Origin of the sequence: Comamonas sp. CAH-2 (assembly GCF_009668305.1) — a bacterium.
Lineage (GTDB): Bacteria > Pseudomonadota > Gammaproteobacteria > Burkholderiales > Burkholderiaceae_C > Comamonas > Comamonas aquatica.
Window position 1 is genome coordinate 1 of record NZ_VSWF01000016.1, and the last position, 18810, is coordinate 18810.

Here is an 18810-nt window from a genome sequence, read left to right on the forward strand (position 1 = left end):
GGGCTGGGGGGCGCGGCATCGCTGCCGTCCGGGCGGTCGGTGGGGCCCCCTGGGCTGGCGGCCAGCCATTGCTGCAATGCGGCGTGCAAGGACGACTCCAGCAGAGGCTTGGACAGGTGGGCATTCATGCCGGCGGCCTTGCTGCGCTCCATGTCCTGCACCCCGGTGTGGGCGGTCATGGCGATCACCGGCACGGATTCGAAGCCGGGCATCTGGCGCAGTGCCTTGGTGGCGCTCAGGCCATCCATGTGCGGCATCTGCACATCCATCAGGATGCAGTGGTAATGGCCCGGGCCCACGGCCTGCAGCCGTAGCAGGGCCTGCACGCCGTCTTCGGCCGCCTCGGTCTGCAGGCCGGCCGCGTGCAGCATGCCCTCGACCACTGCGCGGTTGAGCGGGTGGTCGTCCACCACCAGCACGCGTTGCCCTTGCCAGGTGGTGGGCGTGGGGGCGTGCGTGCGCTGTACGGGCGTGCGGGCGGGCTCCAGCAAGGCGGTGAACCAGAAGGTGCTGCCCTGGCCCAGCTGGCTTTTGACGCCGGTGTCTCCGCCCATCAGCTTGGCCAGCGCGCGCGAGATGGTCAGCCCCAGCCCGGTGCCGCCAAAGCGGCGGGTGATGGAGTTGTCGGCCTGCTGGAAGGCCTGGAACAGCAGGGGCATGCGGTCGGCGGGAATGCCGGGGCCGGTGTCCTGGACGCTGGCGTGCAGGATGATGCGGTGCAAGGTGCTGCTGGGGGCCAGGTGGATGGCGATGCGGATCCAGCCGGAGGCCGTGAACTTGATGGCGTTGTTCACGTAGTTGAGCAGGATTTGCGCAATCCGGTGCGGATCACCGCGCAAGCTGTCCGGCACCTGGGGGGCGATGTGGTAGTCCAGCGCCAGGCCTTTGTGGCTGGCATCTTCGCGGCACATGCTCAGCACATCCAGCACCACGTCGTGCAGACTGAAATCGGTGCTTTCCAGCTGCAGCTGGCCGGCATCGATCTTGGAGAAATCCAGCACTTCATTGACGATGCCGCGCAGGTGCTGGCTGGCGCGCAGCACGCTTTGCAACTGCTCGTGCTGCGTCTCGGGCAGGTTGGCCTTGAGCAGCAGCTGCGTCAGGCCCAGGATGGCATTGAGCGGGGTGCGGATTTCATGGCTGATGCTGGCCTGGAGGTTGGATTTCTCCTGCGCCACCAGTTCTGCCTGGCGCTTGGCTTTTTCCAGCGCCAGGGACTGCATCACCTCCTTGGTCACATCCAGCCAGACGCCGTTGAAGACCACGCAGCCATCGCCTTCCATGTGGGGGTTGGCGCGGGTCTTGATCCAGCGGGTGACGCCGTCGGCCATGCGCATCGAGACATCGAAGTCCACCGGGGTTAGCGTCTGTGCGCTGTCCTGGAAGTGTTGCCGCGCCGTGGCGGTGGCGTGGGCGTCGTAGTGCTTGATGATCTGGGCCACCGTGCCGGTCTGGGTGTCCTTGTCCTCGCTGGCGCCCATGCCCATGAGCTGGGCCCACTGGGGGCTGACGAAGGTCAGCCGCCACGCGCCATCGGGTGTCATGCGCATCTGGAACACCGCGCCCGGCAAGGCGCTGGTCAGTTGCAGCAACTGGTCGGTCAGCAACTGGTTGTTCTGGTGCTGGACCAGGGCCTGCTCCAACTGCTCCGCCTCCTGCAGCGACTGGCCGAAACTTTGCAGGGCCCGTGCCATGGAGCCGATCTCGTCCTGCCGGTGCTGGTCGGCGATGGGCGTGTCGTACTGCTGCCGGCTCATGCGCTGCATGCTGCGCGTCAGCCGCCCAATCGGGCGCGACACATGCAGCCAGGCGATCCAGGCGGTGCCGGCGCACAGCAGCAGCAGGCTCAGCCAGCCAGCCCAGGTGGCCTGGCGGATGGTCTGGGTCGTGTCCATCGCCATCTGTTGCGTGCTCTGGGCCAGCACATGCTGGGCATCCACACGCAGGGCCTCGACCTCGGTGTGCAGCAGGGCAACTGCCGGGTTCAGGCTCAGGGTCAGGCTTTGCAAGGCCTGGTCGCTGTGCCAGTGCAGGGTTTGCTCAATGATGCGGCGGGCGATTGCAAAGCTGTGGCGCGCCTGCATCAGCACGGTATCCAGGCGGAACTCATAGCCTGGCAAGGCCGGGTACAGGCTGTGCAGGGTGCGCTCGAACGATTGCTGGGTCTGGTCAAGCTGCTCTGCGCTGGCCTGTGCCTGCCCGGTGCCCGGGGCCCTCAAGCTGGCATGCACCAGGCTGGAGGCGTCGGTCAGGTGCTGGCGCACCTGGCTGACCTTGTCCGCCACCAGGACTTGCTGGTCCAGCAGGGCGTGGTACTGGCCCTCGATGCGCTGCATGTGCCATGTGGCATACAGCGTGATGATGCCCGATACCGCACCCAAGCAAGCGACCAGGGCAACGATTTTGGCAGTCAGGCTGGAAAAGGAAAGCTTCATGGCCAAGGGCGCGGCATGGGCGGATGGAACAGGGCGGCGGGCCGAATGGGGCTCAAGTATGGCAGGCACAGCCTGGCATAGGTCGGGCGATGGGCCCCGCGGCCGACGGACGGAGCAGGCCAGGCCCCCGCGATGGCCGTGGGCAGTCGCTGCGTGGACCGGATGCCGGATCGGCATGCCCGTCGCCGTGCCTGCCGGGGGCGGCCCTAGGCCGTGGGTGCTGTGGCCGCTTCCGGGGCCGGCAGGATTTCCATACGGTAGCCCAGGCCGTAAATCGCGCTGAGCTGGTAGATCTGGCCCTGACCATGGAACTGGCCCAGCTGCAGCTTGGTGCGCAGGCGCGAGGCGTGGGTGTCCAGGGTGCGCGAAGGCGTGGGGGTGATGCTGCCCCAGACCGCTTCGGTCAGGTGGTTGCGTGACAGTAGGCGGCCGCAGTTCTGGAACAGGAACTCGGCCAGCTCGTACTCGCGGTGCTTGAGCTCGATCGGCTGGTCGTGCAGGTACACCGTGCGTGCCACGGGATCGAGCCGGTAGGGCTCGAAGTCCAAGCGCATGGTGGTGACGTCGGGGTAGGCGCGGCGCATCAGGGCGGTGACGCGGGCCATGAGCTCCTGCACGCGTAGGGGCTTGATCATGAAGTCGTCGGCCCCGGCATGGAAGGCGGCGACGATGTCCTGTTCCTCGTGGCGCTGGCTGGCAAACAGGATGGGCAGCTTGCTGCCGCCCGCTTCGCGCAGGGCGCGCACCACGTCAATGCCACTCAGGCCCGGGAGCAGCCAGTCGACGATCAGCAGGTCAAAGCTTTCGCGACGCATGGCGCGCAGCAGGTCTTCGCCCGTCTCAAACAAGATGGTGGCATGACCCATTTGGTGAATCGTGGCCTCCACCAGCCGTAAAAAAACCGTGTCGTCGTCGAGAACAGCAATGCGCATGGTGGCGTTTGTAACAAAAAATTTCACATGATGGTGTGCGGCAATGCAAATGAATGCAAAAACGCCAGGAACGCCCGATGCAGGGACCCTTTCTCAGGCCCCATTTTGGCCCAGGATGGAGCGCTCGCCCGCCGAAGTGCACGCTTCAAGTCTAGCGAAAGAGTGCGTGCCAACTAAGTGGTGGGGGTGCTGGCGTGACCGGTGTGCAACTGTCCCAGGGCTTCGAAGGGCAATTGCTGCTTGACCAGGATGACGGTGCACGGGGCATCGCGGGCCACGCGCATGGGCACCGTGGCAATCAGGCGCTGCATGTGCAGGCCGTGCGTGGCCGCGCCAAGAATGATCAGCCCGACGCTGTTGCCCTCGGCATAGCGCACCAGGGCCTGGGCCACGTCGCTGGCTTCGAGCACGTGGAAGCTGATGCCATGGCCGGCGCTGTCCAGCCCCTGGGCCCACTGCTTGAGCTGGGCCAGGTGCGTGCGGTGCAGCTGGGTTTCGCTGCGCCGGCTGTCGGTGCTGCTGCTGGCCGAGGGCGAGATCACGGTAACCACCGCCAACCGGGCCCCGGGGCGGGTGGACAGCGAGCGTGCCACGGCCTGGCGCAGGCTGTAGAGGGTGGCATCGCTGACGTCCTTGTGCGGCAGCGCCACCATCAGGATCGGCACTTCGGAGATCTGCTGCGTGGGCAGCGGGCTGGGGCGGTACTCCATGCCGGCCGCGCGGATCCAGCGGCGCAGCTGACCCCACAGCGGCAGGCCACGCAACCGCAGGCCACGGCGCGTGATCGGAACCTGCCCGGGATTGGCCAGGTCGAAGGCCAGCTCGGCCGCCGTGGCATAGCGGTTGGCGGCCTCGGGCTCCAGGCAGCGCAGGATGATCTCCTGTAGCCAGTCGGGCACGTCGGCGCGCAGGGCGCGCGGCGGCGTGGGGGCCATCCACATGCGCTGGCGCAGTCCGCCATCGGTGCTGGGGTTGCCGAAGGGCAGCTCGCGCGTGGTGAGCTCGTAGAGCATGACGCCGATGGCGAAGATGTCGCTGCGCAGGTCGCCGCGCACGCCCACGATCTGCTCGGGTGCCATCCAGGCGGGGGAGCCCACGGCCTTGCGCAGCTCTTCGGCCAGCAGGTCGGGGTAGTGGGCGTGGCAGGACAGGCCGAAGTCCAGCAGCACGGCGTTGCCGTCGTCCTGGATCAGCACGTTGCCGGGCTTGAGGTCCAGGTGGCAGCAGTTCTGCTGGTGCAGGCTGTGGGCGGCCTGGGCCATGGCCGCGCCCAGCTGGGCGATGGTGGCAATCGGCTGTGCGCCGGGCTGGTCCAGCCAGTGCTGCAGGGTGTGGCCGGGCATGTGTTCCATGACCAGGTAGGGCAGGCGCAGCAGGTCGCCGGCCGCGACAAAGCGAGGCACGTGGGGGCCGTGCAGGGCCGGCAGGATTTGCAGCTCCATCTCGAAGCTGACGATGTTCTCGGCCCCGTCACCGGCCGTCATGCGCGGGATCTTCATCACCATCGGGAAGCCCGGGCTGCTGCCGGGGCTGCGCGGCTGGGCGTAGGTGACGGTGTAGATGTGGGCCATGCCGCCGGCATGGATGCAGTCGTGCACCAGGAAGCCGTCGACTTCGGTGCCGGGCGCCAGTTTCTTCATGGCCGTGCCGTTCCCTGGTGCTTCGGGGATCGGTGGGGGGCGCCCAGGCCCGGGTGGCGGGGCAGGGGCTGCGGGCTCATCGGCCCTGCTCCAGGCGCTCGGCAAACTCCGGCGGCATGCCGCTGCGCTGCACGGCCTGCACGGCGGCCGCATGGTCGTAAGGCACGCGGTAGAAGGTCAGGGTGGCGGCGCTGTCGTCGTACAGGGCGTACATGGCGCGCAGGTCGCCGTCGCGCGGCTGGCCGCAGGCGCCGACGATGCCCAGCCACTGGCGGTGGCTGGGTACGGGAATGGGCACGCCGGGCTGCGGCACGAAGCGCATGAGCTTGGCCGTGGGCGTGCGGTAGTACAGCGCCTGCTGGTGCACATGGCCGCTGAAGACGTAGCGGATGCCGGGGTCCAGGTCGCTGGCAGCGGCCATGCTGCGCTCGGCCATGACGCTGTTTTCGACGTAAGGCCAGCGCTCGGGCTGGTGGGCGCTGGCATGCACCAGCAGGATGCGGCCGTGCGGGGCCAGCAGCGGCAGGTGCTGCAGGAAGTCCTGGTGGTGGCGGCCGAGCTGGTCGTGCGTCCACTGCGCGCCCTGTTCCCCTTGGTGCTGGATGTGGCGGGGCGGGTGCAGCGCCACGTCATCGTGGTTGCCGCGCACGGCCCAGGCGCCCTGCTCGACGGCCTGCATGACCGTGTCCAGCACCTCGGCGGGCGAGCCGCCGTAGCCGACCAGATCGCCCAGGAACGCCAACTGCGTGGCGGACTGGGCGCGGGCGTGGTCCATGCAGGCCTGCAGGGCCTGGAGGTTGGCGTGGATGTCGGAGAACAGGGCCAGTTTCATGGACGACATGCTGCGCCTCCAAGCTGGCGGCTGGCTTGCAGTGTGCCCTGGGGCTTTCCCGGGGATGGAAAAAGATAGCTGGTTGCGCTTGCTCAATGCGGATTTGCAAAGCAAATGGCTATGAAATCCAGCCATGCAGAGCGCAAGCAGCTCCTTTTTCTGAATCCCGAGGGGGCGGGGTTTGCTGGCACACTGCGCAGGCCATGCCACCTGCCGCCACCGCTTTCACCCAGGCCTGCGAAGACCGCGACTTTACCGAATGGCACCAGGGCTGCGCCTGGTGTGCCGTCTGGGTGTTGTGGCTGCGTGCACCGGCGCTGGCGCAGCGGGTGCAGCGGGCGCGCCAGGCCTTGGGCCCCCGGCTGTGGCCGGGTTATGCCCGCCAGCCGCATGTCACGGTGGCCTACCGGGGATTGATGGCGCAGGGTGCGGGCCCAGCGGCCGCCACCTTCGGGGTGGCGCAGTTGCGCGCCGACATCGCCCGCCTGCAGCATGCGCCGGCGTGGCCGCGGGTGCTGCGCGTGCAGGGCAGCGGCAGCTTCAGCACCGTGCCCTACCTGGGGCTGGATGCGGCCGATGCCGCCGCCCTGCAGCCGCTGCACCAGGCCCTGGTGCCCGAGCCACCGGCCCCGGCATGGCACTACGTGCCGCACGTGACCCTGGGCCACTATGCCCAGAGCGTGCCGATGGCGCCCACCCTGCACACCCTGCAGGCCGCGCTGGCCGGCCTGGCGCCACTGGCGTGCGCGGCGCCACAGCTGTGGCTGGTGCGCTACCGCACGCACGCCATCGCCGGCCCCCTGGTTGCCGAAGGTTGCCTGGACCTGGCCACGCGCCGCTACACCGCCTTGCCGGGCGCGCTGCTGCGGCCCTGAAGGCGCAGCCCCCGGCACACGCAAAAAAGCCGGGCTGGGCCCGGCTGTGGGGAATGGGTGCGGCGGGCTCAGACCAGGGTCAGCGTCACGTCGATGTTGCCGCGCGTGGCGTTGGAGTAGGGGCAGACCTGGTGGGCAGCGTCGACCAGCTTCTGGGCCTGTTCACGGTCCAGGCCGGGCAGGCTGATCTTCAGGCGGGCGGCGATGCCGTAGGCATTGGGGATGGTGCCCAGGTCCACTTCGGCGTCGATGGCCACGTCCTGGGGCACGGCGATGCCCAGCTTGCCGCCCACGGCCTTCAGCGCGCCGATGAAGCAGGCCGAGTAACCGGCCGCGAACAGCTGCTCGGGGTTGGTGCCCGTGCCGCTGGTGCCGGGCGAGGACAGCTTCACATCCAGGCGACCGTCATCGGTGCGCGCGGCGCCATCGCGGCCGCCGGTGGTGTGGGCGCGGGCGGTGTAGAGAACTTTTTCCAAAGAGGCCATGGTGTGCTCCTGACAAAGGGCTGAGGAATCGCTTCAGGACGAAGCGGGGGACAACGAAAGGGGGGCGGCCAGGCGGTCGCGCAGTTGCTGCACCTGGGCCGTCAGTGCCTGCAGCTCGGACAGTGTGCACTGGCTGTGCTGCAGCACGCAGGCGGGAATGCCTGCGGCCTGGGCCTGCAGGGCACGCCCGGCGGTGCTGAGCGTGACGCGCACGCGGCGCTCGTCGGTGGCATCGCGCTGGCGCTGCAGCCAGCCGGCGGCTTCCATGCGCTTGAGCAGGGGGGTGAGCGTGCCGGAGTCGAGGAACAGGCGCTCGCCCAGTTCCGACACCATCAGGTCATCGCGCTCCCACAGCACCAGCAGCACCAGGTACTGCGGGTAGGTCAGGCCCAGGCCTTCAAGCAGGGGCTTGTACAGCTTGGTCATGGCCAGCGATGCCGAATACAGCGCAAAGCACAGCTGGTGGTCCAGTTGCTGGGCGCGGGCATCAAGGGCAGGGGCGGTGGAAGTCATGGGTTGAAATGTAGTGCTTAATTAAATTGTGTACAACTTAATTGTGAGATCCATGCCGGCAACAAGGTCAGCACACGGGGTAGGCACCAGCACAACGGCCAGGCAGTGTGCCTGGCCGTGGGAGGGCGGAGCACCCCGCGCAGGGCGGAGGCCAGCAGGGGATCAGTAGGTGTACACGCCCTGGCCGGTCTTGCGGCCCAGGCGGCCGGCGGCCACCATCTCGCGCAGCAGGAAGCAGGGGCGGTACTTGCTGTCGCCGAATTCCTTCAGGTAGACCTCCATCACGGCCAGGCACACGTCCAGGCCGATCATGTCGGCCAGGGCCAGCGGGCCGATGGGCTGGTTGCAGCCCAGCTTCATGCCGGCGTCGATGTCCTCGGCCGTGGCCGTGCCTTCGCTGAGCACGTAGAACGCCTCGTTGATCATGGGCACCAGGATGCGGTTGACCACGAAGCCGGGCGCGTTCTTCACGGTGATGGGCGACTTGCCCAGCTTTTCCGACAGGGCCTTGACCGCATCGTGGGTGGCATCGCTGGTCTGCAGGCCGCGGATGATCTCCACCAGGGCCATCATGGGCACGGGGTTGAAGAAATGCATGCCGATGAACTTGTCGGCACGCTGGGTGGCGGCCGCCAGCTGGGTGATGGAAATGGACGAGGTGTTGGTGGCAACGATCACGTCCTGTGCCAGCAGGGTATCAAGCTGCTTGAGGATCTTGACCTTGAGCTCGTAGTTCTCGGTGGCGGCTTCGATCACCAGCTGTGCCGACTTCAGATCGTCGTAGCTGGTCGAGGTCTTGATGCGTGCCAGCGCTGCGTTCTTGTCGGCTTCGCTGATCTTTTCCTTCTTGATCAGGCGGTCCAGGCTGCCGGCCACGGTGGCCAGGCCTTTTTGCACGGCGGCCTCGGAGATGTCCACCATCACCACGTCGATGCCCGACACGGCGCAAGCCTGCGCGATGCCGTTGCCCATGGTGCCGGCGCCGATGATGCCTACGGTTTGAATGCTCACAGTGTTATCTCCCCAGTTAATGATTGAAATGCGGGAAAGATGGTAGCGAATTTCCCGCAGCACGCCCGTAAAGTGCGCGTCTTCAGACCGGGGGAGCGAACAGCATGGATGAAACCTTTGATTTCGTGGTCATCGGCGCAGGCTCTGCGGGCAGCGTGCTGGCTGGTCGCTTGAGCGAGGACGGTGCGCACCAGGTGTGCCTGCTCGAGGCCGGGGGCGCTGATGCCAGCGCGCTGGTGCAGTGCCCGGCCGGCATCGCGGGCATGGCCAAGACCGGCCAGTTCAACTGGTCGATCGACACCGTGCCCCAGCCCGGATTGAATGGCCGCTGCGGCTTTCAGCCCCGCGGCAAGGTGCTGGGCGGCAGCAGCTCGGTGAATGCCATGATCTACCTGCGCGGACAGCCGCAGGACTATGACGCCTGGGCCGCGCAAGGCAACCCCGGGTGGTCGTGGCAGGAGGTGCTGCCCTGGTTTCTGAAGGCCGAGCACAACGCACGTGGCGCGGACGCGCTGCATGCCCAGGGCGGGCCGTTGCATGTGGCGGATTTGCAGCAGCCCAATCCGCTGAGCCTGGATTTTGTCGAGGCCGGGGTGCAGGCGGGACTGCCCCGCAACGCGGATTTCAACGGGCCCTCCCAGGAAGGTGTCGGCTGCTACCAGGTCACCCAGAAGCAAGGGGAACGCTGCAGCGCCGCCAAGGCCTATCTGACGCCCCACCTCGGACGCCGCAACCTGCGGGTGCGCACCGGGGCCCAGGTGCTGCGTATCCTGCTGTCGGACACCCCGCAGGGGCTGCGTGCGACCGGGGTGGAATACCTGCGCGATGGCGCGCGCCACGTGGTGCAGGCGCGGCGCGAGGTGCTGCTCAGTGCGGGCGCACTGCTGTCGCCCCAGCTGCTGATGCTGTCGGGCCTGGGCCCGGCGGGCCATCTGCAGGAATTGGGCATCCCGCTGCGTTCCGACCTGCCGGGCGTGGGGGCCAACCTGCATGACCACCTGGATGCGATCTTGCTGTGCGATGCGCCGGGGCTGACGCAGTCGTTCGGCCTGTCGCCCGCCGGGCTGTGGCACGTGGCGCGCGGGGCCTGGCAGTGGCACCGCCAGCGCACCGGGCTGCTGACGACCAACTTTGCCGAGGCCGGCGCTTTTGTGCGCAGCCGTGCGGAGCTGGCGCAGCCCGATCTGCAGCTGCACTTCGTGGTGGGCAAGCTGCTGGACCATGGGCGCCAGACCGTCTGGGGCCATGGTTTTTCCTGCCACCTGTGCCTGCTGCAGCCGCACAGCCGCGGCCAGGTGCGGCTGCGCAGTGCCGATCCGCTGACCCTGCCCGCCGTGGACCCTAACTTCCTGGGCGACGCCCGGGACCTGGCGCCCATGGTGCAGGGGGTGCGCAGCATGCGCCACATCCTGGCACAGCCTGCGCTGGCGCGCCATGGCGCCAGGGAGCTGCCGGCCTCGGCTGCGGCACAGACCGAGGCGCAGATCGCCGATTGGCTGCGGCAGACTGCCGACACGATCTACCACCCAGTCGGTACCTGCCGCATGGGCCCCGGCCCCCTGGACGTGGTCGACAGCCAGCTGCGGGTGCACGGGGTGCAGGGGTTGCGGGTGGTGGACGCCTCCATCTTCCCGCGCATCACCAGTGGCAACACCAACGCCCCGGCCATCATGGTGGCAGAGAAGGCGGCGCACCTGGTGCTGCACGCTGCGCAGCATGCCGCAGCGGCGGTTGGCCCGGTCAGCATGGCGTAAGGCGCGGAGCGCGGGCTGGGCGTCAAGCCGCGGACGCCGGGAAGCGGGTGAAGCTTGATGCGAATCAAGGTGCGGAGGTTTGGATTTGGTGGTTGCGGTGGTTTTCTCGAGAATGGTTACTGGTAGCTACAGTTGTAACCATTAGGCCCCGAGATGAGCGAGACTTCACCGAACATACCGACCCGCCCAACCCATGGCGCTTCCCCAGCCGAAGCCGCGCAGGCCCTGGATGACCAGGTGCGTGCCGCGCTGAGCGCCGGCACCATGGGCCTGTCCCCCGTGGCCCTGGGCTTGGCCGCCGCCGACTGGATGATGCACCTGGCCACGGCGCCGGGCAAACAGATGACGCTGGCCCACAAGGCGGTGCAACTGGCGCAACAGGCTGCGCAAGCCAGCCTGCAGCCCAGCAGCGAAAGCGATGCCCGTTTCAAGGACGTCGCCTGGCAGCAGTGGCCTTACCGGGCCGTCAAGGAACATTTCAAGGCGGCCGACAGCTGGTGGCGCGAGGCCGCGCAGGTTGACGGTATGACGCGCCACCACAGCCATGTGGTCGAGTTCTTCACCCGGCAGTGGATGGATGCCCTGTCGCCGTCCAACTGGGCGGCCACCAACCCCGAGGTGCTGGTCAAGGCCAAGGCCACGCAGGGCGAGAGCCTGCGCCAGGGCGTGAAGCTGTTTGCCGAAGATGTGCAGGCCGCGCGCAAGGCCAAGGCCGACACTGCGGCCGACCAGCTGGAGCCGCTGGAATTCGCCGTCGGCCAGGATGTGGCGTGCACACCGGGCAAGGTGGTGTTCCGCAACCACCTGATCGAGTTGATCCAGTACAGCCCGCAGACCGAGCAGGTGCTGCCCGAGCCGGTGCTGATCGTGCCCTCGTGCATCATGAAGTACTACATCCTGGATCTGTCGCCGCAGAACTCAATGGTGCGCTACCTGGTCAGCCAGGGCCATACGGTGTTCATCGTCTCCTGGCGCAACCCGGATGCCTCTGACCGCGACCTGAAGATGCAGGACTACCTGAGCACCGGCGTGCTGGAGGCCATGGCGGCGGTGAAGTCGCGCACCGGCGCAGCCAGCATCCACACCGTGGGTTATTGCCTGGGCGGTACCTTCCTGGCGATTGCGGCCGCCACCCTGGGGCGCTTGCAGCGCAAGAAGACCCGCACGGCCAAGGAGCAGGCCCTGGTGCCAGCCGATATGCCCCAGCTGAGTTCGGTCATTCTGCTGGCGGCGCAAACCGATTTTGCCGAGCCCGGGGAGCTGGGCGTGTTCATCGACGAGGACCAACTGGCCAACCTGCGCCAGCGCATGAACGAGCGTGGCTACCTGTCCGGCAAGCAGATGGGCGGCTCCTTCCAGTTCCTGGCCTCCAAGGACCTAGTGTGGTCGCGCAACACGCGGCGCTACCTGATGGGCGAGGACGATGCCAGCTTCGACCTGATGAGCTGGAATGCCGACCAGACTCGCCTGCCCGCGCGCATGCACAACGAGTACCTGACGTCGCTGTTCCTGAACAACGCGCTGGCATCGGGGCAGTACCGCTTTGCCGGGTCGACTGTGGCCCTGATGGACATCGCGGCACCGATGATGGTGGTGGGCACCACGCGCGACCATGTGTCGCCCTGGAAGTCGGTCTACAAGATCCACCTGCAGACCGACACGCACGTCACCTTCGTGCTGGCCGCCGGCGGGCACAACGCCGGCATCGTCTCCGAGCCCGGCCGGCCACGGCGCAGCTACCAGATCGCCAGCGTGGAAGAGGGCCATGGCTGGACCGATCCCGACGACTGGGCCGCGCGCACGCCGGTGGTCCAGGGCTCCTGGTGGGAGGCCATGGACGCCTGGATCAAGGCCCGCTCGGGCGCACCGATGAAGGCCCAGCCGATCCGGGCCGAGCACGTGGTGTGCGAAGCCCCGGGCGAGTACGTCATGGTGCGTTACGCCGACTGACGGCGGAGCGCATTCCCCCTACGGGCCTGGCCACCGTGTGCCAGGCCCCCGTTTTTCATAGCTACAGCGCCCAGGCGCACGAGAGGGAGAGAGGATGCAGAACAACGCAGCCCATGCATTCAGCGTGGCAGGTAAAAAAGGACTGGTGCTGGGTGTGGCCAACGATCGCTCGATCGCCTGGGGGTGCACGGCGCAGGCCCGCGCCCAGGGCGCCGAGGTGGTGGCCTCGTGCCTGAACGACAAGGCCCGCAAGTGGGTGACGCCGCTGACCGACCCCATCGGTGTCGACCTGGTGAACTGCAACGTGGAAGAGCCCGGCCAGCTCGAAGCCCTGGTGGAGCACGCCGTGCGCAAGCTGGGCAAGCTGGACTTCGTGATCCACTCGATCGCCTGGGCCCCGCTGGACGATCTGCACGGCGATGTGGTGGACAGCTCGCGCGAAGGGTTTGCGCGGGCGATCAGCGTCTCCTGCCACTCGTTTGCGGAGCTGGCCAAGCTGTGCGCGCCGCACATGCCGGACGGCGGCAGCATGCTGTCGATGAGCTACCTGGGCTCCGGCGAGGCCGTGCCCAACTATGGCCTGATGGGCCCGGTCAAGGCCGCGCTGGAGTCCATGGTGCGCTACATGGCCATGGAGCTGGGGCCGAAGAACATCCGCGTGCATGCGGTCTCGCCCGGCCCGATCCTGACGCGCGCCGCCTCGGGCATCGCCGACTTCGATGGCCTGATGGCCTCGGCCCAGGCCAAGGCGCCGCTGCAGCGGCTGGTCACGCTGGAAGAGATTGCCCAGCTCAGCACCTTCCTGTGCTCGGATGCCGCCTCCGGCATGACGGGCCAGACCATCTATGTGGACGGCGGCGTCCACGCCGTGGACTGAAGATTCCCCTGGATTTTTGGCTTTTGCAGAACTGCACCGGCGCCCCGGCGCCGGTCGACCGGAGAAACCCATGAACACCCAAGCCCCTGTGATGGAATGGATGGAAAACGTCACCTACGACGAGCTCGAAGTCGGCCAGAGCGCCCGTTTGCTGCGCACCGTGACGCTGGAGGACATCCAGGCCTTTGCGGCCGTGTCCGGGGACATCAACCCCGCCCACCTGAACGCCGAATATGCCGACGCCACCATGTTCCACGGCGTGATCGCGCATGGCATGCTGGGCGCGGCGCTGATCTCTGCCCTGTTCGGCACCCAGTTTCCCGGCCCCGGCACGATTTACCTGGGCCAGGAGCTGAAGTTCACCAAGCCGGTGCGCATCGGTGACACCCTGACCGTGGTGGCGACGGTGACCGAAAAGGACGACGAGAAAAAGCGCGTCAAGATGGACTGCCTGGTCACCAACCAGAAGGGCGAAGTGGTGCTCAAGGGCGAAGCCAAGCTGATGCCGCCGACGCAGAAGGTCAAGGTGCCCACGGTGCATGCGCCGCAGATCCAGCTGTTCGACCCGGAGGCCCGCCTCAAGGACTTGCTGGCGCGCGCAGAGCCGCTGCCGGCGGTGCGCTGCGCCGTGGTCCACCCCTGTGACGAAGGATCGCTCAGCGGTGCCATGGACGCGGCACGCCACGGCCTGATCGTGCCGGTGCTGATCGGCCCCGAAGGCCGCATCCGCCGTGCGGCGGAGCAGGCCGGCATCAACCTGGATGGCGTGGAAATCCATGCAGTGGAGCACAGCCATGCGGCGGCCGAACTGGCGGCCAGCATGGCGGCCAGCCAGCAGGTGGAAATCCTGATGAAGGGCAGCCTGCACACCGACGAGCTGCTCAAGGCCGTGCTGGCGCAGCCGGCCCTGCGCACGGGCCGCCGCCTGTCGCACGTGTTCCGCTTCGATGTGCCGCTGTACAGCAAGCCCTTGCTGATCACGGACGCAGCCATCAACATCCGCCCCACGCTGCAGGAAAAGGCCGACATCATCCAGAACGCGATCGATTTCGCGCGCGTTCTGGGCACGGCCGTGCCCAAGGTGGCGATCCTGTCGGCCGTGGAAACCGTGACGCCCAGTATCCCTTCCACGCTGGACGCCGCGGCCCTGTGCAAGATGGCCGACCGTGGCCAGATCACGGCGGCGCAGCTCGACGGCCCGCTGGCCTTCGACAACGCCATCTCCATGGACGCGGTGCGCATCAAGGGGATTGCCTCCGAGGTGGCGGGGCAGGCTGACATCCTGGCCGTGCCCGACCTGGAAAGCGGCAACATGGTGGCCAAACAGCTGGAGTACCTGGCCGGTGCCTCGGGTTCCGGGCTGGTGCTCGGCGCCCGGGTGCCGATTGCCCTGACCAGCCGTGCCGACGGCCCACAGGCCCGCGTGGCCTCGTGCGTGCTGGCGGTGCTTTCCGCCCATGACCGGCGCCAACAGCAGGCGGCCAACGCCTGGAAGCAGGGCTGACCCCAGCCAGGAGACACGCACATGGCCATTCTTGCGGTGAACGCCGGCTCCTCGTCCCTGAAGTTTTCCCTGCACCCGCTGCAGGAAGGGCAGGTGCAGCCCTATGTCCTGTCGGGCTGCATCCAGGGGCTGGAGCCCCAGGGGACGCCCGTCATGGACTGGGTATATTTAGGAAAAAAGCACTCTGAGCCGCTTGCAGTCAGCGCTGGCAGCTCTTCTTTTGAAAGTGCCTTGCAGAGCCTGCGGGCCCTGGTGCACCGCCTGGAGGCGGCACCGGACATCCAGGCCGTCTCTCACCGCGTGGTGCATGGCGGCGGCGTGTTCACGGGGCCGGCGCTGGTGACCGACGAGGTGCTGGCGCAGCTGGCGCGCTTCAACTCGCTGGCGCCTTTGCACCAGCCGCACAACCTGGAGGGCATCCGCCAGTTCCGGGCGGCGTTTCCCCAGCTGCCACAGGTCGCGTGCTTCGACACGGCCTTCCACGCCAGCATGCCCGAGGTGGACTTTGCCTTCGCCCTGCCGCAAGCGCTGCAGGAGCAGGGCGTGCGCCGCTACGGTTTCCATGGGCTGTCCTACCAGTACATCATGTCGGTGCTGCAGATGCACACCATCCGCGGGCGCGGCCGGGTGGTGATGGCCCACCTGGGCAATGGTGCCAGCCTGTGCGCGGCCCTGGCCGGCAGTAGCGTGGCCACCACCATGGGCTTTTCGGCGCTGGATGGCCTGATGATGGGCACGCGCAGCGGCTCGCTCGATGCCGGGGTGCTGCTGTACCTGATGGAGCAGGGTTGGACCCATGCCCAGATCGAAAAGCTGCTCTACAAGCAAAGCGGGCTGCTGGGCGTGTCCGGCATTTCGGCCGACATGCGCAAGCTGCGGGCCGATGGCAGCGCCCCGGCGCAACGCGCCATCGACCAGTTCACGCACCGGGTGATCCGCGAGACCGGCGCCCTGGTCGCCTGCCTGGGCGGGCTGGATGCCATCGCCTTCAGCGGCGGCATTGGCGAAAACGATGCTGTGCTGCGCGCCCAGGTGTGCGAGCGCCTGAGCTGGCTGGGCATCCGCATGGACGAGCAGCGCAACCAGGCCGCCAACGGCCAGGGGGCCTATGCCATCCATGCCCCGGACAGTGCCGTGGAGGTGTGGGTGGTGCCCACCGACGAGGGGCGCATTGCGGCCAAGGAAGCGGCTGCCTTGCTGGCCGGGCAGCCTGTGGCAGCGCAGCACCCAGCGTTGGCGCAGGACTGAGCGTCGCCTTTCGCCGCGCTCCGTCGCGGCTTCAGGCGGGCGTCTGCGCCGGACTGAGGGCCGTGGGCGGTTGCGGCCGCTCCACCACCGTGCCGAACACCAGGCGCCGGCGGCCCTGGCTTTTGGCCTGGTACAAGGCGGTGTCGGCCCGTTGCAGCAACTGATCCAAATTTTGATCGCTGTCGGTCTGCAGGGCACAGCCCGCACTGATGTGCAGGGCAAAGCCCAGTTCCTGCTGCGCGCGTTGCAGCAGCGCGGCGCTGAAGCGTTGGTAGAAGCTTTGCACGCCATCCGCATCGGCATGCAGCAACAAGCAGAACTCTTCGCCGCCCCAGCGCGATGCCATCTCGTTGGGGCGCATCTCGGCGTGCAAAACCTTGGCGACCAGCTGCAAGGCGTGGTCGCCAGTGGTATGACCATACTGGTCGTTCACGTTCTTGAAGTGGTCCAGATCCAGCAACACCACCGCCAGCGGCAGATGCTGGCGCTGTGCCAGGGACTGCATGCGCGGTGCGGTTTGCAGCAGCGCATGGCGGTTGGCCAGGCCAGTCAACTGGTCGGTCAAGGCCATGTCACGCAATTTCTGGTTGGTCTCGTCGCGCCAGGCCACCAGCATGCTGACCAGCGCCAGGCTGCTGCACAGCTGGGCCAGGATGGCGAACAGGTAGTTGGCGGCGGAGTCGTGGGCGAATTCCCGCAGCCAGGGGGTGTAGTACGCCAGGTAGGCGCGTGCCAGCAGCCCCAGGCTCATCGTGGTGGCGCAGGCGGCCATCAGATAGCGCCAGCCGCGGGCCACCGGACGCAGGGGGTGCAGGCACATCCAGCCCAGGCAGGCGACGCTGGTGCCATGGTAGAGGCTGTACCACGCCAGCCGTGTCGGGATGTCGTGCAGCCACCAGGCAAAACCCAGCGGCCCCAGGATGGCCAGTCCGATGACCAGCCAACGCAGGGGCCGTGGTCCCAGCCAGCATTGCAGGGCCTGGGCCATCTGCCATTGGGCGGCGGCTGCTGCGCAGGTGGCGGACAGGCTGAGTACCGGGTCCCAGAAGGTGCCGCGGATGCGGCTGGCGACCAGGATCAAGGACCAGCCCAGGGCTTGCAGGAGAAAGTAGCGCTGTACGTGCCGTGCTGCCGGGCTGACCGGGGAGCCCATGGCCCAGGGCAGGGCCAGGCCGATGGCAGCCAGGTTGATGGCGATCAGGATGGCCATCGAAGCGAAGTCCAGCTGGGGCATGGGTGTGGGGCGCTGTGTTTTTACTGGAAGGCGACTTCGGCAAAGCTGCGCAGCTTGCGGCTGTGCAGGCGTTGCGTTCCACCGTCGCGCAGCAGTTCCACGGCACGCATGCCGATGCGCAGGTGCTGGTCCACGCGCTCGCGGTAGAAGTGGTTGGCCATGCCCGGCAGCTTGATCTCGCCGTGCAGCGGTTTGTCGCTGACGCACAGCAGTGTGCCGTAGGGCACGCGGAAACGGAAGCCGTTGGCCGCAATTGTGGCCGACTCCATGTCCAGCGCCACGGCGCGGCTCTGGCTGAAGCGGCGCTGCGGCAGGTTGTCGGGCAGCAGCTCCCAGTTGCGGTTGTCGGTGCTGGCCACGGTGCCGGTGCGCATGATGCGCTTGAGGTCGTCGTCCGATACCTGGGCCACGTCAGCCACCGCCTGTTGCAGCGCCTGCTGGATCTCGGCCAGCGCCGGGATCGGCACCCACAGCGGCAGCTCCTCGTCCAGCACGTGGTCCTCGCGCACGTAGGCGTGGGCCAGCACGTAGTCGCCCAGGCGCTGGCTGTTGCGCAGGCCCGCGCAGTGGCCCAGCATCATCCAGGCGTGCGGGCGCAGCACGGCGATGTGGTCGGTGATGGTCTTGGCATTGGCCGGACCGACGCCGATGTTGACCATGGTGATGCCGCTGCGGTCGGCGCGCACCAGGTGGTAGGCCGGCATCTGCGGCAGCCGGGGCGGGGGGGCGCCCAGCCTGTCCACGTCCTCGGCGGGCAGGCCGGCGCGGCGGGTGACCACGTTGCCGGGCTCGATGAAGGCGATGTACTCGCTGTCCGGCCTGGCCATCTCGGCATGGCCCAGGCGGATGAATTCGTCGATGTAGAACTGGTAGTTGGTGAACAGCACGAAGTTCTGGAACCACTCGGGTGCCGTGCCCGTGTAGTGCCGCAGGCGGTGCAGCGAGTAGTCGATGCGCGGGGCGGTGAACAGCGACAGCGGCAACGCCCCGCCGGGGCGCGGCTGCCAGGTGCCGTTGGCGATGCCGTCGTCCATGGCGGCCAGGTCCGGCAGGTCGAACACTTCGCGCATGTACTGGCGCCGTTGCGCGCTCAGGCTGCCTTCGACGTGGTCGTTGTCCGCGAACGAGAAGTGGATGGGGATGGGCTGGGTGCTGAGGCTGACCTCGAACTGCACGCCGTGGTTGCGCTCCAGCAGGCTCAGCTGCGTCAGCAGGTAGTGGCCGAACAGGTCGGGCCGGGTGATGGTGGTCTCATAGACCCCGGGATGGTCCAGGAAGCCGAAGGCCAGGCCCGATTCCGGCCGGCGCACGCTGTGGGCCTGGATGCGCAGCAGCGGGTACCAGGCCCGCACGGGCTGCGGGAAATCCTGGCCTTCCACATAGGCCTGCATGGCCTTGCGCAAATGGTCGATCTGTTGCTGGTAGAGCCGCTGCAGCTGTGCCAGCGCATCCTGGGCGCGGGCAAAGACGGTGGGCTCGGACGCCAGGGTGAAATATGAAACAGGGGTGTGTGCCATGCC

Annotated in this window: 16 protein-coding genes; 7 read left to right on the plus strand and 9 right to left on the minus strand. The window is 67.7% G+C overall.

The window, feature by feature from the left end:
* The 4 genes from FYM52_RS10560 to FYM52_RS10575 form a co-directional block, all read right to left on the minus strand.
* The coding region (locus FYM52_RS10560) for a response regulator (protein WP_162524696.1) at positions 1 to 2435 on the minus strand (2435 nt) is incomplete at its 3' end.
* 206 nt (positions 2436 to 2641) lie between these two features.
* Entirely contained in the window at positions 2642 to 3367 is a 726-nt protein-coding gene (locus FYM52_RS10565; protein WP_043381862.1) for a response regulator transcription factor, read from the minus strand.
* Positions 3368 to 3540: 173 nt separating this feature from the next.
* Positions 3541 to 5007 carry a bifunctional serine/threonine-protein kinase/universal stress protein gene (locus FYM52_RS10570; RefSeq protein WP_154164062.1) on the minus strand — a complete coding sequence of 489 codons (1467 nt, stop codon included), beginning with the start codon at positions 5005 to 5007 and terminating at the stop codon, positions 3541 to 3543.
* 76 nt (positions 5008 to 5083) lie between these two features.
* Positions 5084 to 5839: a metallophosphoesterase gene (locus tag FYM52_RS10575; protein ID WP_154164102.1), complete on the minus strand. Its 756-nt coding sequence runs from the start codon at positions 5837 to 5839 to the stop codon at positions 5084 to 5086.
* Here FYM52_RS10575 and FYM52_RS19060 point away from each other — a divergent pair.
* Together FYM52_RS19060 and FYM52_RS10580 are read left to right on the plus strand one after the other, a co-directional pair.
* Positions 5838 to 5963 (plus strand): hypothetical protein, encoded by a 126-nt coding sequence (locus tag FYM52_RS19060; protein WP_255446796.1) that lies wholly within the window; start codon positions 5838 to 5840, stop codon positions 5961 to 5963. The two genes, FYM52_RS10575 and FYM52_RS19060, sit on opposite strands and share 2 nt — an antisense overlap.
* Before the next feature lie 79 nt (positions 5964 to 6042).
* Positions 6043 to 6714, plus strand: coding sequence for a 2'-5' RNA ligase family protein (locus FYM52_RS10580; protein ID WP_154164063.1), 672 nt, complete (start codon positions 6043 to 6045; stop codon positions 6712 to 6714).
* A 68-nt stretch (positions 6715 to 6782) separates the two neighbouring features.
* On the opposite strand, the gene FYM52_RS10585 is transcribed toward FYM52_RS10580, so the two are convergent.
* From FYM52_RS10585 to FYM52_RS10595, 3 genes are all read right to left on the minus strand, one after another.
* Entirely contained in the window at positions 6783 to 7199 is a 417-nt protein-coding gene (locus FYM52_RS10585; RefSeq protein WP_045265983.1) for an organic hydroperoxide resistance protein, read from the minus strand.
* A gap of 33 nt (positions 7200 to 7232) precedes the next feature.
* Positions 7233 to 7712 carry a MarR family winged helix-turn-helix transcriptional regulator gene (locus FYM52_RS10590; RefSeq protein WP_045265984.1) on the minus strand — a complete coding sequence of 160 codons (480 nt, stop codon included), beginning with the start codon at positions 7710 to 7712 and terminating at the stop codon, positions 7233 to 7235.
* 162 nt (positions 7713 to 7874) lie between these two features.
* Positions 7875 to 8723, minus strand: coding sequence for a 3-hydroxybutyryl-CoA dehydrogenase (locus FYM52_RS10595; RefSeq protein WP_045265985.1), 849 nt, complete (start codon positions 8721 to 8723; stop codon positions 7875 to 7877).
* 104 nt (positions 8724 to 8827) lie between these two features.
* Here FYM52_RS10595 and FYM52_RS10600 point away from each other — a divergent pair, with 104 nt between their 5' ends.
* The 5 genes from FYM52_RS10600 (at position 8828) to FYM52_RS10620 (ending at position 16056) form a co-directional block, all read left to right on the plus strand.
* Positions 8828 to 10477 (plus strand): GMC family oxidoreductase, encoded by a 1650-nt coding sequence (locus tag FYM52_RS10600; protein ID WP_154164064.1) that lies wholly within the window; start codon positions 8828 to 8830, stop codon positions 10475 to 10477.
* A 153-nt stretch (positions 10478 to 10630) separates the two neighbouring features.
* Complete coding sequence (locus FYM52_RS10605; RefSeq protein WP_154164065.1) at positions 10631 to 12427, plus strand: alpha/beta hydrolase; 1797 nt, start codon at positions 10631 to 10633, stop codon at positions 12425 to 12427.
* A 94-nt stretch (positions 12428 to 12521) separates the two neighbouring features.
* Positions 12522 to 13304, plus strand: a complete 783-nt coding sequence (fabI, locus tag FYM52_RS10610; RefSeq protein ID WP_042418433.1) for an enoyl-ACP reductase FabI — start codon at positions 12522 to 12524, stop codon at positions 13302 to 13304.
* A 70-nt stretch (positions 13305 to 13374) separates the two neighbouring features.
* Positions 13375 to 14808 (plus strand): bifunctional enoyl-CoA hydratase/phosphate acetyltransferase, encoded by a 1434-nt coding sequence (locus tag FYM52_RS10615; protein WP_154164066.1) that lies wholly within the window; start codon positions 13375 to 13377, stop codon positions 14806 to 14808.
* Positions 14809 to 14829: 21 nt separating this feature from the next.
* On the plus strand, positions 14830 to 16056 hold the full coding sequence (locus FYM52_RS10620; protein ID WP_154164067.1) for an acetate/propionate family kinase: 1227 nt from the start codon (positions 14830 to 14832) through the stop codon (positions 16054 to 16056).
* Positions 16057 to 16087: 31 nt separating this feature from the next.
* On the opposite strand, the gene FYM52_RS10625 is transcribed toward FYM52_RS10620, so the two are convergent.
* Both FYM52_RS10625 and FYM52_RS10630 read right to left on the minus strand, forming a co-directional pair.
* On the minus strand, positions 16088 to 17290 hold the full coding sequence (locus FYM52_RS10625; protein ID WP_043381844.1) for a GGDEF domain-containing protein: 1203 nt from the start codon (positions 17288 to 17290) through the stop codon (positions 16088 to 16090).
* Between the two features lie 20 nt (positions 17291 to 17310).
* Positions 17311 to 18807 carry an AMP nucleosidase gene (locus FYM52_RS10630; protein WP_045265991.1) on the minus strand — a complete coding sequence of 499 codons (1497 nt, stop codon included), beginning with the start codon at positions 18805 to 18807 and terminating at the stop codon, positions 17311 to 17313.
* Between the last annotated feature and the right edge of the window lie 3 nt (positions 18808 to 18810).

Coding starts and splice junctions, on each gene's coding strand:
- FYM52_RS10570 (WP_154164062.1), bottom strand. CDS start 5,007: ATGAAGAAACTGGCGCCCGGCACCGAAGTCGACGGCTTCCTGGTGCAC.
- FYM52_RS10630 (WP_045265991.1), bottom strand. CDS start 18,807: ATGGCACACACCCCTGTTTCATATTTCACCCTGGCGTCCGAGCCCACC.
- FYM52_RS10615 (WP_154164066.1), top strand. CDS start 13,375: ATGAACACCCAAGCCCCTGTGATGGAATGGATGGAAAACGTCACCTAC.
- FYM52_RS10590 (WP_045265984.1), bottom strand. CDS start 7,712: ATGACTTCCACCGCCCCTGCCCTTGATGCCCGCGCCCAGCAACTGGAC.
- FYM52_RS10600 (WP_154164064.1), top strand. CDS start 8,828: ATGGATGAAACCTTTGATTTCGTGGTCATCGGCGCAGGCTCTGCGGGC.
- FYM52_RS10625 (WP_043381844.1), bottom strand. CDS start 17,290: ATGCCCCAGCTGGACTTCGCTTCGATGGCCATCCTGATCGCCATCAAC.
- FYM52_RS10565 (WP_043381862.1), bottom strand. CDS start 3,367: ATGCGCATTGCTGTTCTCGACGACGACACGGTTTTTTTACGGCTGGTG.
- FYM52_RS10605 (WP_154164065.1), top strand. CDS start 10,631: ATGAGCGAGACTTCACCGAACATACCGACCCGCCCAACCCATGGCGCT.
- FYM52_RS10585 (WP_045265983.1), bottom strand. CDS start 7,199: ATGGCCTCTTTGGAAAAAGTTCTCTACACCGCCCGCGCCCACACCACC.
- FYM52_RS10575 (WP_154164102.1), bottom strand. CDS start 5,839: ATGAAACTGGCCCTGTTCTCCGACATCCACGCCAACCTCCAGGCCCTG.
- FYM52_RS10580 (WP_154164063.1), top strand. CDS start 6,043: ATGCCACCTGCCGCCACCGCTTTCACCCAGGCCTGCGAAGACCGCGAC.
- FYM52_RS10620 (WP_154164067.1), top strand. CDS start 14,830: ATGGCCATTCTTGCGGTGAACGCCGGCTCCTCGTCCCTGAAGTTTTCC.
- fabI (WP_042418433.1), top strand. CDS start 12,522: ATGCAGAACAACGCAGCCCATGCATTCAGCGTGGCAGGTAAAAAAGGA.
- FYM52_RS19060 (WP_255446796.1), top strand. CDS start 5,838: ATGGACGACATGCTGCGCCTCCAAGCTGGCGGCTGGCTTGCAGTGTGC.